Here is a 17914-nt window from a genome sequence, read left to right as displayed (position 1 = left end):
CTGACCTGTCAGGCGAACATGGTTCCGTGGGCCGACGCCGTACCGCCGGCCAGTTCGCCGCCGTCGACGACGAGCTGCTGGCCGGTGACGAACCTGGCTCCGTCGGAGGCCAGGAAGAAGAAGGTCTCGGCGATCTCGGCCGGGTCGGCGTGGCGGTTGGCCGGGATCTTGGCGTTGACCTCGGCGAACATCTCGTCCGTGTACTCGGCGCGCTGCATCGGCGTCATCACGTAGCCGGGGCTCACGCAGGCCGTGCGCACGTGGGGGGCCAGCTCCAGGGCCAGGCTGCGGGTCAGGGCCAGCACGGCGGCCTTGGAGGCGTTGTAGTCGGCGTAGTAGGGGTAGCCCGCGGAGGCGTTGGTGGACGCCGTGGCCAGCAGCACACCGCTGCGCGCCTCGATCATGTGACGCGCAGCGGCCTGCCACAGTGCCATGACGCCCATGACGTTGATGTCCATCAGCTGCCTGATGTCCTTCTCGGTCATCTCCACGAAGGGGCGGCGCAGGCTGATGCCCGCGTTGGCGATGACGACGTCGACGGAGCCGTGCTCCGCGACGACGCCGTCCACCGTCTGTCGTACACCGGCCCAGTCGGTGACGTCCGTGTGGAGCCACTGCCCCACCGCGTCGCCGGGAGCGGGTTCGCTGAGGTCGAGGTTGACGACGTGGTCACCCGCTTCGGCGAAGCGGCGCGCGGTCGCGAGGCCGATTCCGGACGAGGCTCCGGAGATGACGACAGTTCGAGCGGTCATATGTCCTTATCCGAAGGTGTAGGAGAGGTCGGTGGGGGTGGAGCCGAGGTGCTCGGCCAGGGTGTCGTAGTATGCGGCACCTTTGGCCAACGCCGAGCGGAGACGGACCAGTTGTGCCCCGTCGGCGTCCCAGAGGACGTCGTGCAGGGTGCGCACCAGATCCTCCAGGGTGGGGCGCGACTTCTGCAAGAAGCGACGCTTGACCGGGAAGTCGGCGGCCTCCGCGTGCTGTTGGATCCAGCCGAGGGTGAGCATGGCCGCCGCGCTGTCGGCGAAGTGGTGGTGTCGTCGGGACAGATAGCGGATCAGCTCGGCGGCGAAGGCCGTGTCGAGCGCCTCGCCCGCCCCGCCGAGGGCATCCGCCGTGAGCAGTCCGAGGGTGTCGGCGTAGGCCTCCTCCAGCGCCATCCGCTCGAAGTGCTCAAGCCCCTGCGCGGGCCGGCCGTCGCCCGGTATCGAGGTGCGGCGCCAGAAGTGCCCGAGGTCGTGGCAGCGGAACCAGCGCAGCGACATACGCAGCGCCTCGTCCAGCCGTGCCTCGTCCGGCGCGTCCGCCACCCCCCGCAGCAGCTCCAGCGAGCACCGCCGGAGCCGTTCGCGGTGGACGTTGGCGAAGACGACGGTGAACTCGGGCCCGAGCACCGTGGACCCCGCCGCCTCCAGCGGGAAGAAGTGGGCGAAGTTCTTGTGCCCGGAGACCGACTCGCCCCCGGCCAGCAGCAGGTCGGTGATCTGCATGGTGGGGTGGAGCTGCTGGACGGACCGCACCGGCCCGCCCAGGACACGCGCCGCCTCCGCGCGGGCCGCGTCGACCCGCGAGCTGACCTCGTCCACCTCCGCCTGGAGGCCGGCGTCGGGCACGGCCACCAGCAGGGCGACCGGGGAGGCCACGTCCCGGGTCGCCCAGGTGCTGATGGGACCGCAGTACAGCCACGGTTCGCCCGGCCGCGGCTCGTAGAGGGTGACGGGCTTCCACTCCCGCGTGACCACGTGGTCGGCCAGCCGCTGGGCGGCGGTGCGGGCGTGCTCCACGACGGCGCGGGTGGCCGGGCCCCGCTCCGCCTCGGCGAAGCGCAGCAGCGTGTCCGCGGCCGTTGTGAGCAGCGCGTCGATCCGCTCGGCGTACTGCGGGTCGTCGCCCGAGAGGGACGGCGCGTCCAGGGCGCTGACGCTGTCGAAGAGCTTCTTCACCCGGACGAGGTACCGCCAGCTGTCGGGGAAGTTCCGGCGCAGTTCCGCGTACTCGGGATCCATCCGGGACACGGCGACGACGGGTTCGTCGCGGTGCCAGTAGGGGTACCCGTGGATGGTCTGGCGCAGGGGTATGTCCAGGGTCGCGCTGTGCGTGGGGTGTTGCTCCGCGGTCGTACTCACCCGCGGCCTCCGGCCTGTTCCACCGTGAGAGCGCTCCCGACGGGGGTCCGGGGGTTGGGCTGCGCGGCGGGCTGCGCAGCGGGGGCCTCGTCGACGGGGACGAGCGAGACGGACCACTTCTTGCGGTCGGCCAGGAAGGCGAAGACGTGGCCGAGGTACTGGACGGTGAACCACAGCGGCAGGAAGGCGGCGAAGGGCGGGGCCTGGCCCGTCTGGATCCAGCCGATGACGGCCCAGGTGACCACGCCGGTCGCGGCGTTGAGGGCGACGGTGGTCGACAGGTCGGTCTGCTGCTGGCCCCAGTCCGAGGCTCGAGGCTTCAGCCACGCACCCAGGATCAACCCGGTGACGACGGCGCCGAGGAGACCCGCGCCGCCGGCCTTGAGCATGTCCGTACCGGTGACGGCGTGCGCGCCGATGAGGAAGTGGTACATGACGCCGAGGCCGATGCCGACGACGAGGCCGGGCAGGTGCATGGACGGCTTGCGCCAGTGCCGCGGTGCCGCCATCTCCAGGTCGGCCGCGCCCTTGGGGTTGCGGTAGACCGGCGGGAGGATCAGACCGGTGCGGTTCAGATACGGGCGGTAGGCGTCACCGGCCAGGGTGAGGAGGCGCTTGTCGTACAGGATGCTGCCGATGACGTTGTAGACGTTGATCACCACGGCCAGCACGAGCAGATCGGTGGTCATGGTCGGCAGGCAGAAGAACATGCCGAAGAACGCGGTGTGCACCGGGAAGCGGATCCAGCGGCGCGTCCCGACCTTCCAGTTGATCAGCTTGGGCCCCTGGGCGCCGGCGGTCTGCGCCACGAGGGTGGTGGAGCCGAAAGCCAGGCCGCAGTCGTACTCGAACAGGTGGAGCTGCCAGTACCACAGCCACGAGGCCACGACGAGGACGTACATGGTGACCATCGCGGCGCCCGACAGCTCCCACACCACATCACCGGTGTGCTGCCACAGCGAGGCCGCGACGAGGATGTACACGACGTTGGCCAGGGACTCGACGGAGCGCCAGGCCAGCGCCTCCATCCCGGTCTTGGCCTTGACAACGCGCTTGACGCGCAGCGTGGCGAGGACGGAGTGCTGCACTCCGAACCCCACGACCAGCAGCGCGTCCACGAGGAGTTTCACGGACGATTCCACGGAACACTCACCCCTCCGGGCAAACGAGTGACAGATTGTGTCTGCGTTCCATTTGGACGTTGCGCGAATTACGGGACTCCACCGAACAGCTGCGGAGTGCGCGACGGAGAGTAGCCTTCAAGGATCGTCAAAAAGGTTGGCCCGACGTCGCACCCCTGGAAGCTACCCAGCACGTGATCAATGGTCAATGGATTTGGCTGGAATCCGCTGGCCCACCGGAACGAGTCGCTCGGCTTTCGGGCGGCGGCCAGCGGAAATATGACCGGAGTTCATCAGTGCGACATATGCCGCACAGGCCGCAAAGTATGTGGAACCACCAGAACGACCTGACTACTGTTCGTCACAGCGCCCGCGCTACAGTCCGGCCCATGACGTCAACGGAAGACATTTCAGCGCTACTTGACAACGACCTACGGGATGCCGAGCGGCGGCAGCCCTTCGTGTCCTTCGATGACCCACTGAAGGCCCGCCGCAACTTCCGGAGGGCGGTCGCCCTCTCCCGGGCCCTGCGCGGGCCGGCCCCGGAGCAGGACGACGTGGCGATCCGGAATACCGTTGTCGCACCCGCGGACGACAGTGACAGAGAAATCCCGGTCCGCATTTACGAACCGAAAAACAGAAAGAACTCCGCGCCCCTTCCGGTACTGGTTTACCTCCACGGCGGCGCGTTTGTCGCGGGTGATCTGGAAACGGAACACGACCGCTGTGTTCGGTATGTACGGGAGGCCGACTGCGCCTTGGTTTCCGTGGAATACCGGCGCCCGCCGGAGCATCCGTTCCCCGCACCGGCCGAGGACGGCTACGCCGTCGTGTCCGAGGTCGTGCGGACGGCGGACACGCGCGGCTGGGACGGCACGCGCGTCGCCGTGGGGGGCAGTAGCGCGGGGGGCAACCTCGCGGCGGCGGTCGCCCTCATGGCCCGGGACCGCGGTGGCCCCGCCCTGGTGCTTCAGCTGCTCCTGTACCCGGCCCTGGACGACCGGCTGGAGACCGGCTCCGTCCGGCGCTTCCGCCGCGCCTCGGGCTGGGACGTCGAGGACAGCCCGCACATGTGGCGCCACTACCTCGGGGGCGAGCCGGGGGGCGGGCCGCCCCCGCACGCGGTGCCGGCCCGGTGCGACGACTTCCACGGGGTGGCTCCCGCCTACCTGCTGGTGGCCGAGGTCGACGCACTGCGCGACGAGGGAATCGACTATGCCTGCCGTCTGATGCGCGATGGCGTCCACGTCGAACTCCACTGCTATGCGGGGGCATTTCACGGCTTCGAACTCGCCGCCCCGAACGCCGCGGCCAGTCGCCGGGCACACGCGGACCAGGCGGCCGCTCTGAGGGCGGCTTTCACCGTGCGCGCAGGGTGAGTCACGGAATTCCCACAACTCCTCCACCTTTCCGGCGGGGAACGCGCGGCCGCACCCGTGCGCGCCCCGCCCGGCGCTCGGGTGTCAGCGCGTGGCACCGCCCCGCCCGGCGCCGTCCCGGTCCCCGGCGAGGGCCGATGGGTGCGCCCTGACGGGCTCAGAAGACGGCTTCGGTCTCGTCCATCCGGGCCTGGGGCACGGTCTTCAGCACCCGGGTGGCGTCGGCGAGCGGGGCCATGACGATGTCGGTGCCGCGCAGGGCCGTCATCATGCCGAAGTCGCCGCGGTGCGCCGCCTCCACGGCGTGCCAGCCGAAGCGGGTGGCGAGCACGCGGTCGTAGGCCGTCGGGGTGCCGCCGCGCTGGACGTGGCCGAGGATGACGGGACGGGCCTCCGTGCCGAGGCGGTCCTCCAGCTCGCGGGCGAGACGGTTGCCGATACCGGTGAACCGCTCGTGCCCGTACTGGTCGATCACGCCCTTCTCGTAGGGCATCGTGCCCTCGGCCGGGCGGGCACCCTCCGCGACGCACAGGACCGCGAACTTCTTGCCCCGGGAGAAGCGCTCCTCGACCATCTTGCACAGCGCGTCGATCTGGAACGGCCGCTCGGGCAGGCAGATGCCGTGGGCGCCGCCGGCCATGCCCGCCTCCAGCGCGATCCACCCGGCGTGCCGGCCCATGACCTCGACGACCATCACCCGCTGGTGGGACTCGGCGGTGGTCTTGAGCCGGTCCATCGCCTCGGTGGCCACCCCGACCGCGGTGTCGAAGCCGAAGGTGCGGTCGGTGGCGGAGATGTCGTTGTCGATGGTCTTCGGCACTCCGACGACGGGCAAACCCGCCTCGGAGAGCATGCTGGCGGCCGTCAGAGTGCCCTCGCCGCCGATCGGGATCAGCGCGTCGACGCCCAGACGCGCGAGGAGTTCCTCGCCGTTCGCGCAGGCCTCGGCCAGCCGGCCGCGCTCCAGCCGGGCGGAGCCGAGGATCGTGCCGCCCCGGGCCAGGATGCCCGCGACGGAGTTGAGGTCGAGCTCGCGGTAACGGCCGTCCAGCAGCCCCTTGTAACCGTCTTCGAAACCGATGACCGTGTCGCCGCGGTCGGCCACGGCCCGGTGCACGACCGACCGGATGACGGCGTTCAGGCCGGGGCAGTCGCCGCCGGCGGTGAGGACTCCGATACGCATGTGATCGCTACTCCTGATCGGGTGACGGTCCGATGGAGGGGGGATTGTTTCACGTCCTGAACACAGCCCACGGGGCTGTCCTCATGCTGGCCTTCACCGCGCGATATGTCGCCCTTCGCGCGTATCGTCTGCAGCGTATCCGGTTCCACCCGGGCGGAACCGGGTATCCGTGCGGTCGGTCGCCGCCGGAACACGCGGTCGACCCCGTCGGCGAAGGGAAGGGCCCGGCATGACCGCCAGCCACGTCCTCGTCCTCAACAGTGGCTCCTCGTCCGTGAAGTACCAACTCTTGAACATGTCCGACCGCACCCGGCTCGCCGTGGGGCTGGTGGAGCGGATCGGTGAGGACGCCTCCCGGCTGGTGCACACCCCGCGCGACGGGGCCGTGCGGGAGAGGTCGCCGCACGTCCCCGACCACGAGACGGCGCTGCGCGCCCTGGCGAAGGAGCTGGAGCGGGACGGCCTCGGCTTCGACTCCCCCCGGCTGGCCGCCGTCGGGCACCGGGTCGTCCACGGCGGGGCGCGGTTCACCCGGCCCACGGTGCTGGACGACGCCGTGCTCGCCGAGATCGAACGGCTCACCCCGATGGCGCCGCTGCACACCCCGGCCAACCTCCGTGGCATCCGCGTCGCCCGCGCGCTGAACCCCCGGCTGCCGCAGGTCGCGGTCTTCGACACGGCCTTCCACACGACGCTTCCGGAGCACGCCGCGCGGTACGCGGTCGACGTGGAGACGGCGGACGCCCACGGCATCCGGCGCTACGGCTTCCACGGCACCTCGCACGCCCACGTCTCGCGCCGTACCGCCGAGCTGCTGGGCAGGGACCCCGCGGACGTCAACGTCATCGTGCTGCACCTGGGCAACGGCGCCTCGGCCGCCGCCGTCGCCGCCGGGCGCTGCGTGGACACCTCGATGGGCTTCACCCCGCTGGAGGGGCTGGTGATGGGCAGCCGCTCGGGGGACCTCGACCCCGCGGTGGTCACGTATCTGACCCGGACGGCCGGTCTGGACGCGGAGGCGGTGGACGAGCTGTTGAACCGGCGCAGCGGGCTGCTCGGACTGTGCGGGGACAACGACATGAGGGAGGTCGTCCGCCGGATGGACGAGGGCGACGCCGCCGCCGAGCTGGCCTTCGGGATCTACGTCCACCGGCTGCGGAAGTACATCGGGGCCTACTGCGCGGTCCTCGGCCGCGTGGACGCGGTGGCCTTCACGGCGGGCGTGGGGGAGAACATGCCGCGGGTGCGACGAGCCGCCGTGGCCGGGCTGGCGGAGCTGGGGCTGGCCGTGGACGAGCGGCTGAACTCCGAGCTGTCGTCCACGGCGCGCGTCATCTCGCCGCAGTACGCTCGGGTCGCCGTCGCCGTGGTGCCCACCGACGAGGAGCTGGAGATCGCCACGCAGACATATGCCCTGGTCAAGGATGCGGGGTGAGGCAGATCACCCCCAGTACGTTTGGCGTCTAAACAAAACGATAGGATCGACACCATGCGCCGTTCCAAAATCGTCTGCACCCTGGGCCCAGCCGTTGACTCCTTCGAACAGCTGAAGACGCTGATCGAGGCAGGCATGAACGTGGCCCGCTTCAACATGAGCCATGGCACCCAGCGGGAGCACGAGGAGCGCTACGCCCGGCTCCGCAAGGCATGCGAGGAGACGGGCCGCGCCGTGGGCGTGCTCGCCGACCTCCAGGGGCCCAAGATCCGGCTGGGCACCTTCGCCGAGGGCCCGGTCGAGCTGGTCCGCGGTGAGGAGTTCACGATCACCGTCGAGGACGTCCCCGGCGACAAGACCATCTGCGGGACGACCTACAAGGGCCTCAACGGCGACGTGTCCAAGGGCGACCCCATCCTGATCAACGACGGCAACGTGGCCCTCCAGGTCACCGAGGTCGACGGGCCGCGGGTCCACACGATCGTCATCGAGGGCGGCGTCGTCTCCGACCACAAGGGCATCAACCTGCCCGGCGCGGCCGTGAACGTCCCGGCACTCAGCGAGAAGGACGTCGACGACCTGAAGTTCGCCCTGCGGATGGGCGCCGACATGGTCGCCCTCTCCTTCGTGCGGGACGCCTCGGACGTGCGCGACGTGCACCGGGTGATGGACGAGGTCGGGCGCCGGGTGCCCGTCATCGCCAAGGTCGAGAAGCCGCAGGCCGTCGAGAACATGGAGCAGGTCGTCCTCGCGTTCGACGGCGTCATGGTGGCCCGTGGCGACCTGGCGGTCGAGTATCCGCTGGAGCGGGTGCCGATGGTGCAGAAGCGCCTGGTGGAGCTGTGCCGCCGCAACGCCAAGCCGGTCATCGTGGCGACCCAGATGATGGAGTCCATGATCACCAACTCGCGGCCGACGCGCGCCGAGGCGTCCGACGTCGCGAACGCGATCCTGGACGGGGCTGATGCGGTGATGCTGTCGGCCGAGTCCTCGGTCGGCCAGTTCCCCATCGAGACCGTCAAGACGATGTCGAAGATCGTCATCGCGGCGGAGCAGGAGCTGCTCTCCAAGGGCCTGCAGCCGCTGGTGCCGGGGAAGAAGCCGCGCACCCAGGGCGGCTCGGTGGCCCGGGCCGCCTGCGAGATGGCCGACTTCCTCGGCGCGAAGGCGCTCGTCGCCTTCACCAAGTCGGGCGACACGGCACGGCGGCTCTCGCGCTACCGGGCCGAGCAGCCGATCCTCGCCTTCAGCGAGGACCCCGGCACCCGCAACCAGCTCACGCTGAGCTGGGGCGTCGAGACGTTCGTCGTACCGCACGCGGAGAACACCGACGCCATGGTCGACCTGGTGGACCGGGAGCTGCTGAAGCTCCAGCGGTACAGCGAGGGCGACGTGATGATCATGACCGCCGGAACCCCGCCGGGCGTCCCCGGCACGACCAACATGGTCCGCGTCCTGCACCTGGGCCAGGGCAGCCGCTGACCCGGACCCCGGGACGAAGAAAAGGCCGGGCCCGCCGCGCCATGCGGCGGGCCCGGCCTTTCTCACGCCGTGGCCGCGGGCGTGCCCCGGCCGCGGACCTCAGTCCGAGTACAGGCGCATGCCCGGGATGGTGAGGGTGCCGCCGAACTGGGCCGCCTGCGTCACGTGCACGTCGGTGAAGACGGCGTAGGGCACGTTCAGCGGCGGCGGCGTCTCAGGGCTGAACGTCACCGGGATGAGCCCGAACAGGTTGCCCTTCAGCTCCTCGGTGTACATCGTCACCGTGCCGCCCCGGAAGGTGGACGTCGAGCCCGACTCCGCCCGCACGTGCGACGTCGTGCCCTGGGGACCCACCACCAGCTGGTGCAGATCCCCGATGTCCACGGTGTCGGCCGTGAACTTCAGCGCCTTCTTGACCTTGCCGCCGGCCGTCCTGACCTCGACGATGCCGTGGTAGTCGAGCCCGCGCAGCACCAGCTTGGAGGACTCCAGCCGCCACGGCTCGTCCGGCAGCAGCGGGATGCCCTGCTCCAGCTCGGCGTTGGCCAGCGCCTCCGGGTCGTGGGTGGGGCAGGGGAAGGGCTGCTTGCCGTCGGCGTCCGGCTGGGGCTGCGGCTCCCGCGTCACCCCGTCCGTGACGTCCTCGGGCAGCTCCTCGACGTCGGCACCGGCCTGCTCGGCGGCGTCGCGGATCGCCCGCTCCGTCTCGTCCACGGCCTCGTCGGCACGCTCCACGGTGTCGTCGACGATCCCGGCCACCGCGTCGGTGCCCTCCGGCTCCGCCGCGGGCTGCGCCACCGTCTCCTGCCGCGGCTCGACCACGGCCTCCGAGCCGCCCTGCGGCGCGGTGGACCCCTTGTCGCCGCCGGTGAAGAGATCCTCCAGCGCGTCGCCCAGGCCCAGCGGGTCCCAGGGGTTCTCCGGCTCCGGCTCGGGCTCCGGTTCCGGCTGCGGTTCCGGCTCCGGGGTGGGCTCGGGCGCCGGCTCGGTGGGCTCCGGGGTGGGCTCCGGCTCCGCCGGCTGCTCCCCAGCCTCGGGCTCCTCGGCACCGCCGTCCCGGCCGTCCCCGTCCCGGCCCTCGCCGGTCTCCTGCTCCGGCTGCTCCGGCTGCTCCGGCTCGGGCTGGCTCCCCTCGTCCGGCTGTGTGACGCACGGCCCCGGCGCGAAGGGGTTCACCGGCTCGTCGGCGAGCGCCAGCTTGGGCGTCAGTCCCATGCCGAACAGCAGGGCGCTCGGCATCGCCGCGAGCGCGATGGCCCTGCCCGCGGGGAGCTGTACCCGCGTCAGCAGCGACCTGCGCGGTGCCGCGTGGCGCGGGCCCGTGCCACGGCCGCGCAGGGCCTCCTGCCCGGCGTCGGGCCCGGGCTTGTCGTCACGCTGCACTGATCTTCCCCCCGGTCGGTTCGGTCCCGGCGACGGCCGGCTCACGGGCCGTCTCCTCGCGTGCCTCCTCCCCGGACGCCTCGGCCTGTCCGGTCTCCGGTCGCGCGGACTTCGACAGCTCCGGCTCCGGCCGCTCGGTCGCCGCCGGTTCGGGGGTCCGGTCGTCGGCGTCCCCGGCCGGGGTCGCCGACGTCCGCGCCGGGTCCTCGCCGTCGTCCTCGCCGCTCTCGTCGGCCGGCTCGTACGGCGCCCACGACACGGACAGGGCCCCGCCGACGAGGGCGAGCAGGAAGCCCATGAAGAACCCGCCCAGGTTGGAGATGGGTATGGAGATCAGGGCAAGAAGGATGGCGGCGACGCCCGCGAAGACCCGGACCACCTGCTGGAACCACATCGTCAGGCCGAGCGTCACCAGCAGCACGCCGATGATCAGTGAGCCCGCTCCCGCGGTGGTGGCCATCGTCAGCGTCATGTGGCCGAGGTTGAGGTTGGCGTAGGGGAAGTAGGCGATCGGCAGACCGCCCAGCAGGGTCAGCAGCCCCGCCCAGAAGGGCCGGCTGCGCCGCCAGGCGCGGAACCGCAGCCGCCAGTCGGTGAGTCGGCCGCGGAGACCCGGAGACTCGGCGCTCATGGAAAACAGCTCCCTGGAACCGGCAATGCCGTGGTGAAGGTGGAGAGAGGTGCGGGAGACGCGGGCGGGGGCCGAAGCCGGCCCCCGCCCGCGTCAACGGGTGCTCAGTAGCATTCCTTGACGCCCTTGTGCAGGCGCAGGCTCAGGTTGCTGAGCTCGAAGGTGCCCGCCGTGGTCGCCCACGCACGCTGCTCGACGTCGGTGAGCAGAACCTCCTCGGCCTGCTGCGCGAAGCCGAACGGGTTGACGCGCTCCTCGGTGCCCGGCTGGATGCCCGGCCCCTTCTTCGCGTCCTTCGTCGCCACACCGATGTCGATGTTGGTGAACTTGGCGTCGGCGTCCAGGTCGGCCACGTCCAGGTAGAGGTTCTTGGCCTTCACCGGTGTGTCGCCGGTGCCCGCGGTCAGGTTGAGGCTGACGGAGCCGATGAACGGCACGTCGGGCGTGACGACGGACTGGCACATGTTCGTGATCTCGGCGCGCTTGAAGCCGGAGACCGCGACCGGGTGGTTGGCCTTGTTGCCCTTGAGGTCGTATCCCTCGGTGTAGCTGCCGTACTGAACGAAGTCGTAGCCGACGAGCTTGTCAGCGCTCACCTTGAACGACTGTCCGGAGACGCTGAACGACGCGGCGAGCGCACCCTGGGCCAGACCGATGCCGACCGCCGCCGTGGCCGCCAGGCTCGGCACCATGACGACGGCGAACCGCTTCCATCTGGTCCCGCCACGAACTTGGGACTTCATGACTTTCCTCCTTCTCGGACGTACATCCCGCCGGTCGGCCCGCGACCGGTACCGGGATGGGAGAAGTGCTACGCCCTCGGGAAGGAGCGCCGACGGCGGTGACGACGTGAGACGCGCGTCGGACTGCCGGCGATCACCCCCGAGCGACAACCACAGGCCGTGCTCGCGCACGGCCGGGGGACAGGCTCCGCCACCGAGGCGAAGACCCCCCTGTCCACACTCCACCGGGGCGGGAAAGGCCCCGGTCGCTCGGTGGGGACTCCGTTCACGCCGGGCTCCGGATGGCTGCCGGGCTGCGTTCACGAACCGAGCGTGGCGATCGTCGTCCATCAACGGGGGACGGCACAAGGGGCTCGTTACTTATGAGTAACGGGGAGATGAAGGAAGCGGCGCGGGAAAGTCTCTCCGGGCACCGTCCGTAGCCAGCACTCTGCGTTGCTATGAGGTGATTTGTCGGCGCACACTCGGACGTAGGGAAGTGGCCGACTTACCAGAAGTAACAGCGACCGCGTTTACCAAATTTTGGCAAAGCGCGGTCGCTGTTTGTCGCTATATCGCGAGGTCGAGACGGGCTCGACGCGAGCGGCCTACGGGTGTCAGAAGAGGACGCGGGCGAGCGCGCCGCGGGCGGCGACCACCCGCGGGTCCTCGCCACCGATGACCTCGAACAACTCCAGGAGCCGGACGCGCACCGCCTCCCGCTCGTCCCCCGCGGTGCGGCGGACGGTCTCCACCAGCCGGCCGAAGGCGTCCTCGACGTGGCCGCCCACCAGATCCAGGTCGGCGGCGCGGAGCTGCGCCTCGACGTCGCCCGGACGGTCGGCGGCGTCCTTGCGGACCTGGGCCGCGTCCAGCCCCTGCACTCGGCCCAGCAGCTCGGCCTGGGCGAGTCCGAGCTTCGCCTCCAGGTTGCCCGGGTCGTCGGAGAGCACGTTCTTGTAGGCCTGGACCGCGCCGCCCAGGTCGCCGGCGTCCAGCGCGGAGTGCGCCGCGGCCAGCGCCGGGTTCGCGGGCGGCTCCGGAGCCGCCGGGACCGCCTGCTCCTCGGCACCCGGCTCGACCGGGGCGCCCTCGATCCCGAACTGCTGCCGGGCGGCCTCGACGAGCTGGTCCAGCACCTGCCGGACCTGCTGCTCGGGCGCCGCTCCCTGGAACAGCGGGAGGGCCTGGCCCGCGATCACGGCGAAGACCGCTGGAATCCCCTGCACGCCGAACTGCTGGAAGAGCATCTGGTTCTGGTCGACGTCGACCTTGGCGAGGACGAACTTCCCGGCGTACTCGTGGGCGAGCTTCTCCAGGACGGGCCCGAGCTGCTTGCACGGCTCACACCACTCGGCCCAGAAGTCGATGACGACGGGCACCTCGGCCGAGCGCTGGAGGATCTCGCTCTCGAAGGTCGCCTCGTCGACGTCGATGACGACGCGGCCGCCGCCGGCCGGCACGCCGCCGCCCTCCTCGGCGGACGCGGCACGCTGGGCGCGGGCCTCCTCCGCCTTCTGCTTGGCCTCACCGGCCGCCTTCACCGCGGCGAGGTCGACCACTCCGCTCATGGACATGTTGCGTGGCTGCATGAGAACAGTCTCCCCCCTTCGCGCGGTGTTGTGTGCCGGGTCCCCACCCGGCGTCGTGGTCGTCGCGAGGATGCCGTCGCTGACACGGCATGTCATTTCGCTACGGGTCGTAGCGTAACGCAGGAGGGCGGATAGGGTCACGCCATGGCACGCCCCCGCAGCACCGCCGCCGACCAGGCCATCCTCCTCGCCACCCGGGCCGCGTTGGTGGAAATGGGCTGGTCACGGCTGACGATGGCGGACATCGCCGTCCGGGCGGGTGTGGCGAAGACCACGCTGTACCGGCGCTGGCCGGGCAAGAGCGAACTCGTCGTCGACGCCGTCGCCGTCCTCTTCGACGAGCTGGCCCTCCCCGACCGCGGCAGCCTCGCCGCCGACATCGAGGGCACGGTGCTCCAGTTCGCGGCCCTGTTGGCCCGTCCGGAGACGCGGACATCGCTGATGGCCGTGGTCGCCGAGTCCACCCACGACCCGGCGCTGCGGGAGCGGCTCAAGGCGGCCGTCGTCGACCGGCAGAAGCGGCTCGTCGTCCAGGGCCGCCTGCGCGCCCAGGAGCGCGGCGAGCTGCCGCCCGACGAGGACCCGCGGCAGACCGCCGCGAACGTGGACCTCATCTTCGACGTGGTGGCGGGCGCCGTGGTGCACCGGGCCCTGGTGAGCGCGGAGTCGGTCGACGCCGCCTGGGCCCGCCGCTTCACCGCCCTCCTCGTCGGCGGGCTGACGGCCCTGGAAACGGGCAACGGGCTCCCCCGGCCGAAGCCGGGGGAGCCCGTTGCCCGTCCGCTCCCGGATCAGAAGCCGGCGGGCTCCGTGTAGACGCCCCACTCGTCGCGCAGGGCGTTGCAGATCTCGCCGAGCGTGGCCTCCGCCCGGACGGCGTCCAGCATCGGCTCGATCATGTTCGAGCCGTCCCGCGCCGCCGCCAGCATCGCGTCCAGCGCGGAGCGCACGGCCGCGTCGTCCCGGGCGCTCTTCCGCTCCGCCAGCACGCGAACCTGCTCGCGCTCGACCTCATGGCTGACCCGGAGGATCTCCAGGTCCCCGGTGACCGATCCGGTGTGGCAGTTGACGCCGACGACCCTCTTGTCGTCCTTCTCCAGCGCACGCTGGTACTGGAAGGCGGCCTCGGCGATCTCGCCGGTGAACCAGCCGTCCTCGATGCCCCGCAGGATGCCGGAGGTGATCGGGCCGATGGGGTGCTGGCCGTCGGGGTGGGCGCGCAGACCGCGCTCCTTGATCTGCTCGAAGATCTTCTCGGCGTCGGCCTCGATCCGGTCGGTGAGCTGCTCGACGAACCAGGAGCCGCCCAGCGGGTCGGCCACGTTGGTGACGCCGGTCTCCTCCATGATCACCTGCTGGGTGCGCAGCGCGATCTCGGCGGCCTGCTCCGAGGGCAGCGCCAGCGTCTCGTCCAGCGCGTTGGTGTGCAGCGAGTTGGTGCCGCCGAGCACCGCGGAGAGCGCCTCCAGCGCCGTGCGGACCACGTTGTTGTAGGGCTGCTGCGCGGTGAGCGAGACCCCGGCCGTCTGGGTGTGGAACCGCAGCCACTGGGCCTTCTCGCTCGTCGCTCCGTAGACGTCGCGCATCCAGCGGGCCCAGATGCGGCGAGCCGCGCGGAACTTGGCGATCTCCTCGAAGAAGTCCAGGTGGGCGTCGAAGAAGAAGGACAGCCCCGGGGCGAACCGGTTGACGTCCAGGCCGCGACTGAGGCCCAGCTCGACGTAGCCGAAGCCGTCGGCCAGGGTGTACGCGAGCTCCTGCGCGGCCGTCGCCCCGGCCTCCCGGATGTGGTAACCGGAGACGGACAGCGGCTTGTACGCCGGGATGCCGCGCGCGCAGTGCTCCATCAGGTCACCGATGAGGCGCAGGTGCGGCTCGGGCTGGAAGAGCCACTCCTTCTGGGCGATGTACTCCTTGAAGATGTCCGTCTGCAGGGTGCCGTTCAGCACCGACGGGTCCACGCCCTGCCGCTCGGCGGCCACCAGGTACATGCAGAAGACGGGGACGGCGGGGCCACTGATCGTCATCGAGGTGGTGACGTCGCCGAGGGGGATGTCCTTGAACAGGACCTCCATGTCGGCCGCGGAGTCGATCGCCACACCGCAGTGCCCGACCTCGCCCAGCGAGCGCGGGTCGTCGGAGTCGCGGCCCATCAGCGTCGGCATGTCGAAGGCCACGGACAGCCCGCCGCCGCCCGCCTCCAGGATCATCTTGTAGCGCTCGTTCGTCTGCTCGGCGTTGCCGAAGCCCGCGAACTGCCGGATCGTCCAGGTGCGCCCCCGGTAGCCGGTGGGGTGCAGGCCACGGGTGAACGGGAACTCCCCCGGCCAGCCGATGCGCTCGAAGCCCTCGTAGCTGTCCCCGGGGCGCGGCCCGTAGACCGGGTCGACCTCGTCACCGCTCAGGGTGGTGAAGTCGGCGTCCCGCTTGCGTGCGGCGTCGTACCGGGCCTGCCACCGAAGGCGGCCCTCTGCGATGGCGTCAGCGTCCATACCCACGAATTTACTAGGACGTCCAAGTATTTGGCCAGCGTCGCAGGTGGGGGACTACTCCGACCCGGGGCGGGAGCGGCCCGACGCCGCCGCGACGCCGACCGCGGCTCCTGTGGCGGACGGCGCGCCCCGAGCCGTCCGCCCGGGGCGCGGGGAGCGTCAGACGCCGGCCGGGGCCTCGGCGGGCTCGGCCTCCACCAGCGGGGCGACGTCACGCGTCACCCGCTTCTCCACGAAGAACGCCGCGAAGGGGATGCACCCGGCCACCAGCACCCACAGCAGCCTCCCGAAGGGCCACCGCGCCTTCGAGCCCAGATCGAAGGCGAAGATCACGTACACGATGAAGAGCACACCGTGGATCTGGGAGACCAGCATGGTGTCGCCGGTGTCGAAGCCGTACTTCGCCACGATGAAGCCCGTGAACACGAGCAGCCAGACGGCGGTCACGTAGGCCATCACCCGGTAACGGGTCAGCACCTTCTGCTTCACAGAGCCCATTCCTCGCATCAGGCAGCCCGCGCGGCCGGGGTGCGGGGGTGCCCCGGGCAGGCTGCGGCGTCCCGTCGAGCGTAACCGGGCACCCGGCGCCGCCGTGCGGCAGCCCGCGGCTCCCGGGACACGCCAGGGGCGGGGCGGGAGCCTGGGCGCGGGAGTCGGGCACGGGCGAGAGCCGGCGGTCGGGCCCCGGCGGGGATCAGGACTCGTCGAAGTCCTTGGCCGCTATGCGCAGGGGCCGCAGCAGCGCGAAGATCTCCGCGCACTCCTCGTCGTCGTAGGCCGCCAGCCCGAAGTCCATCTCCATGAGGTCGCGGGTGGCCGCCTCGCACACCTCGCGTCCCTTGTCGGTGATCGACGCCAGCGTGCCCCGGCCGTCGTTCGGGTTGGGCCGCTTGGCCACCAGCCCGGCCCGCTGCAGCCGGTCCACGGTGTTGGTGACGGACGTGGGGTGCACCATGAGCCGCTCGCCGATCTTCGACATCGGCAGCTCACCGTTGCGGGAGAAGGTGAGCAGCACCAGCGCCTCGTAGCGGGCGAACGTGAGCCCGTACGGCCTGACCACCGCGTCCACCTCGGCCAGGAGGATCTGCTGGGCGCGCATGATCGAGGTGATCGCCCCCATCGCCGGGACGGAACCCCAGCGCTGCTTCCACAGCTCGTCGGCGCGGGCGATCGGATCGAAGGAGAGACTAAGCGGCTTGGGCACGTCTTCGACCCTACCCGCGCGGCCACATGGTGATCAGCCGCATCTCACACCTCGGCCATCGGCCGCCGCTCGCCGTGTCCCTCCAACCGATCCCCTGTCCGCTATGTCAGGGTTGTCCGCGCCGCGTTCCCTGGTCTCCTGAGGAGGGCCGATGTCCGGCCGCCGTCTCCGGGCGCTCGCCGCCCTCACCCTGCTCGCCACGGCCCTGGGCTGCTCGGGCCAGGGCGCCGCCGCCCCCGCCGACCGGCCGGGCTCGGATGGCGCCGGCGTCGCCCCCGGCTCCTCCCCGTTCTGGGTGGACCCGGACAGCGAAGCCGCGCGGCAGGCCGAGGAGTGGGAACGCGAGGGCCGGAAGAAGGACGCCGAGCTGCTGCGCCGGATCTCCGAGCGGCCGGCGGCGGTCTGGCCCACCCCCGAGGACCCGGCCGCCCGCATCGGCCCCGCCGTGGCGGGCGCCGCGGCGACCGGCACGACGGCGGTGCTCGTCGCCTACAACATCCCCCACCGTGACTGCGGCCAGTACTCGGGCGGCGGCGCCCCGGACGCCGCCGCCTACCGGGCCTACCTGGAGAAGTTCGCCGAGGCCGTGGGCGAGCACGAGGCCGTCGTCGTCCTGGAGCCGGACGCGGTCGCACACGTGGTGGACGGCTGCACCCCCGCTGTCCACCACGAGGAGCGCTACACCCTCCTCGCCGAGGCCGTGGCCCGTCTCGGGGAGCTGCCCGGGACGACGGTCTACCTGGACGCCGGCAATCCGGGCTGGATCGCCGACCCGCAGAAGCTGGTCCGCCCGCTGCGGCGCGCGGGCATCGAGGCGGCCGACGGCTTCGCCCTCAACGTGGCCAACTTCTACCGGGACGAGACCGTGACCTCGTACGGGCGTGAGCTCTCCGCCGCGCTCGGCGGGAAGCACTTCGTGATCGACTCCAGCCGCAACGGCAACGGCCCCTACACCGACGGAGAGGAGTCCTGGTGCAACCCGCCCGGGCGGGCCCTCGGCACCCCGCCCACCCGGGACACCGACGAACCGCTGCTCGACGCCTACCTGTGGATCAAGCGTCCCGGCGAGTCGGACGGCGAGTGCCGGGGCGGCCCGCCGGCCGGGCGGTGGTGGCCCGAGTACGCCCTGGGCCTGGCCCGCAACGCGCGCGGGTGACCCGGCCG

At 71.3% G+C, this 17914-nt stretch carries 17 protein-coding genes; 5 read left to right on the top strand and 12 right to left on the bottom strand.

Annotated features, from left to right (window positions below; genetic code table 11):
• Nucleotides 1-8: 8 nt before the first annotated feature.
• The 4 genes from HPT28_RS02050 to HPT28_RS27555 all read right to left on the bottom strand — a co-directional run bounded on the left by HPT28_RS02050 (nt 9) and on the right by HPT28_RS27555 (nt 3966).
• The gene (locus HPT28_RS02050; protein WP_219088598.1) at nt 9-752 is read right to left on the bottom strand and encodes an SDR family NAD(P)-dependent oxidoreductase; all 744 of its coding nucleotides are present in this window, start codon (nt 750-752) and stop codon (nt 9-11) included.
• A gap of 6 nt (nt 753-758) precedes the next feature.
• Entirely contained in the window at nt 759-2126 is a 1368-nt protein-coding gene (locus tag HPT28_RS02045) for a hypothetical protein (RefSeq protein WP_219088597.1), read from the bottom strand.
• Complete coding sequence (locus HPT28_RS02040) at nt 2123-3268, bottom strand: hypothetical protein (protein ID WP_219088596.1); 1146 nt, start codon at nt 3266-3268, stop codon at nt 2123-2125. Before HPT28_RS02040 ends, HPT28_RS02045 begins: the two co-directional genes overlap by 4 nt.
• 410 nt (nt 3269-3678) lie before the next feature.
• Complete coding sequence (locus HPT28_RS27555) at nt 3679-3966, bottom strand: hypothetical protein (protein ID WP_308119047.1); 288 nt, start codon at nt 3964-3966, stop codon at nt 3679-3681.
• On the opposite strand from HPT28_RS27555, the gene HPT28_RS02035 reads away from it, so the two are divergent.
• Nucleotides 3856-4626, top strand: coding sequence for an alpha/beta hydrolase (locus HPT28_RS02035; RefSeq protein ID WP_308119045.1), 771 nt, complete (start codon nt 3856-3858; stop codon nt 4624-4626). The genes HPT28_RS27555 and HPT28_RS02035 overlap by 111 nt on opposite strands.
• Nucleotides 4627-4783: 157 nt before the next feature.
• On the opposite strand, the gene HPT28_RS02030 is transcribed toward HPT28_RS02035, so the two are convergent.
• Complete coding sequence (locus HPT28_RS02030; RefSeq protein WP_219088594.1) at nt 4784-5809, bottom strand: ATP-dependent 6-phosphofructokinase; 1026 nt, start codon at nt 5807-5809, stop codon at nt 4784-4786.
• Between the two features lie 229 nt (nt 5810-6038).
• Between HPT28_RS02030 and HPT28_RS02025 the strand changes: the two genes are divergently transcribed.
• Both HPT28_RS02025 and pyk read left to right on the top strand, forming a co-directional pair.
• On the top strand, nt 6039-7244 hold the full coding sequence (locus HPT28_RS02025) for an acetate/propionate family kinase (RefSeq protein WP_219088593.1): 1206 nt from the start codon (nt 6039-6041) through the stop codon (nt 7242-7244).
• Nucleotides 7245-7298: 54 nt separating this feature from the next.
• The gene (pyk, locus tag HPT28_RS02020) at nt 7299-8726 is read left to right on the top strand and encodes a pyruvate kinase (RefSeq protein ID WP_219088592.1); all 1428 of its coding nucleotides are present in this window, start codon (nt 7299-7301) and stop codon (nt 8724-8726) included.
• Nucleotides 8727-8825: 99 nt separating this feature from the next.
• Here pyk and HPT28_RS02015 read toward each other — a convergent pair whose 3' ends face one another.
• The 4 genes from HPT28_RS02015 to HPT28_RS02000 all read right to left on the bottom strand — a co-directional run bounded on the left by HPT28_RS02015 (nt 8826) and on the right by HPT28_RS02000 (nt 13054).
• A complete protein-coding gene (locus HPT28_RS02015; protein WP_308119038.1) occupies nt 8826-10109 on the bottom strand; it encodes a hypothetical protein in 1284 nt (427 codons plus the stop codon).
• Entirely contained in the window at nt 10099-10740 is a 642-nt protein-coding gene (locus tag HPT28_RS02010) for a DUF6114 domain-containing protein (RefSeq protein WP_219088591.1), read from the bottom strand. The genes HPT28_RS02015 and HPT28_RS02010 overlap by 11 nt, the downstream gene beginning before the upstream one ends.
• A 104-nt stretch (nt 10741-10844) precedes the next feature.
• On the bottom strand, nt 10845-11483 hold the full coding sequence (locus HPT28_RS02005; protein WP_219088589.1) for a DUF6230 family protein: 639 nt from the start codon (nt 11481-11483) through the stop codon (nt 10845-10847).
• Between the two features lie 596 nt (nt 11484-12079).
• Nucleotides 12080-13054, bottom strand: coding sequence for a tetratricopeptide repeat protein (locus HPT28_RS02000; protein WP_219088587.1), 975 nt, complete (start codon nt 13052-13054; stop codon nt 12080-12082).
• A gap of 144 nt (nt 13055-13198) precedes the next feature.
• On the opposite strand from HPT28_RS02000, the gene HPT28_RS01995 reads away from it, so the two are divergent.
• Entirely contained in the window at nt 13199-13870 is a 672-nt protein-coding gene (locus HPT28_RS01995; RefSeq protein ID WP_219088585.1) for a TetR/AcrR family transcriptional regulator, read from the top strand.
• On the opposite strand, the gene HPT28_RS01990 is transcribed toward HPT28_RS01995, so the two are convergent.
• From HPT28_RS01990 to HPT28_RS01980, 3 genes are all read right to left on the bottom strand, one after another.
• The gene (locus HPT28_RS01990) at nt 13846-15546 is read right to left on the bottom strand and encodes a methylmalonyl-CoA mutase (RefSeq protein ID WP_219088583.1); all 1701 of its coding nucleotides are present in this window, start codon (nt 15544-15546) and stop codon (nt 13846-13848) included. The genes HPT28_RS01995 and HPT28_RS01990 overlap by 25 nt on opposite strands.
• Before the next feature lie 159 nt (nt 15547-15705).
• Complete coding sequence (locus HPT28_RS01985) at nt 15706-16044, bottom strand: DUF3817 domain-containing protein (protein ID WP_219088581.1); 339 nt, start codon at nt 16042-16044, stop codon at nt 15706-15708.
• 196 nt (nt 16045-16240) lie between these two features.
• On the bottom strand, nt 16241-16750 hold the full coding sequence (locus tag HPT28_RS01980; RefSeq protein WP_219088579.1) for a MarR family winged helix-turn-helix transcriptional regulator: 510 nt from the start codon (nt 16748-16750) through the stop codon (nt 16241-16243).
• 151 nt (nt 16751-16901) lie between these two features.
• Between HPT28_RS01980 and HPT28_RS01975 the strand changes: the two genes are divergently transcribed.
• On the top strand, nt 16902-17906 hold the full coding sequence (locus tag HPT28_RS01975; RefSeq protein WP_219088577.1) for a glycoside hydrolase family 6 protein: 1005 nt from the start codon (nt 16902-16904) through the stop codon (nt 17904-17906).
• Nucleotides 17907-17914 lie beyond the last annotated feature (8 nt).

Origin of the sequence: Streptomyces sp. JJ38 (genome assembly GCF_019303475.1) — a bacterium.
Lineage (GTDB): Bacteria > Actinomycetota > Actinomycetes > Streptomycetales > Streptomycetaceae > Streptomyces.
The sequence above is the reverse complement of the archived record's forward strand: the minus strand, read 5'-3'. Positions and strand labels throughout refer to the sequence as shown.

Excerpts from the sequence above, each read along its gene's own strand:
- HPT28_RS01990 (WP_219088583.1), bottom strand. The coding sequence starts at position 15,546 with ATGGACGCTGACGCCATCGCAGAGGGCCGCCTTCGGTGGCAGGCCCGG.
- HPT28_RS02030 (WP_219088594.1), bottom strand. The coding sequence starts at position 5,809 with ATGCGTATCGGAGTCCTCACCGCCGGCGGCGACTGCCCCGGCCTGAAC.
- HPT28_RS02005 (WP_219088589.1), bottom strand. The coding sequence starts at position 11,483 with ATGAAGTCCCAAGTTCGTGGCGGGACCAGATGGAAGCGGTTCGCCGTC.
- HPT28_RS01975 (WP_219088577.1), top strand. The coding sequence starts at position 16,902 with ATGTCCGGCCGCCGTCTCCGGGCGCTCGCCGCCCTCACCCTGCTCGCC.
- HPT28_RS01985 (WP_219088581.1), bottom strand. The coding sequence starts at position 16,044 with ATGGGCTCTGTGAAGCAGAAGGTGCTGACCCGTTACCGGGTGATGGCC.
- HPT28_RS02050 (WP_219088598.1), bottom strand. The coding sequence starts at position 752 with ATGACCGCTCGAACTGTCGTCATCTCCGGAGCCTCGTCCGGAATCGGC.
- pyk (WP_219088592.1), top strand. The coding sequence starts at position 7,299 with ATGCGCCGTTCCAAAATCGTCTGCACCCTGGGCCCAGCCGTTGACTCC.
- HPT28_RS02025 (WP_219088593.1), top strand. The coding sequence starts at position 6,039 with ATGACCGCCAGCCACGTCCTCGTCCTCAACAGTGGCTCCTCGTCCGTG.
- HPT28_RS01995 (WP_219088585.1), top strand. The coding sequence starts at position 13,199 with ATGGCACGCCCCCGCAGCACCGCCGCCGACCAGGCCATCCTCCTCGCC.
- HPT28_RS02000 (WP_219088587.1), bottom strand. The coding sequence starts at position 13,054 with ATGCAGCCACGCAACATGTCCATGAGCGGAGTGGTCGACCTCGCCGCG.
- HPT28_RS02010 (WP_219088591.1), bottom strand. The coding sequence starts at position 10,740 with ATGAGCGCCGAGTCTCCGGGTCTCCGCGGCCGACTCACCGACTGGCGG.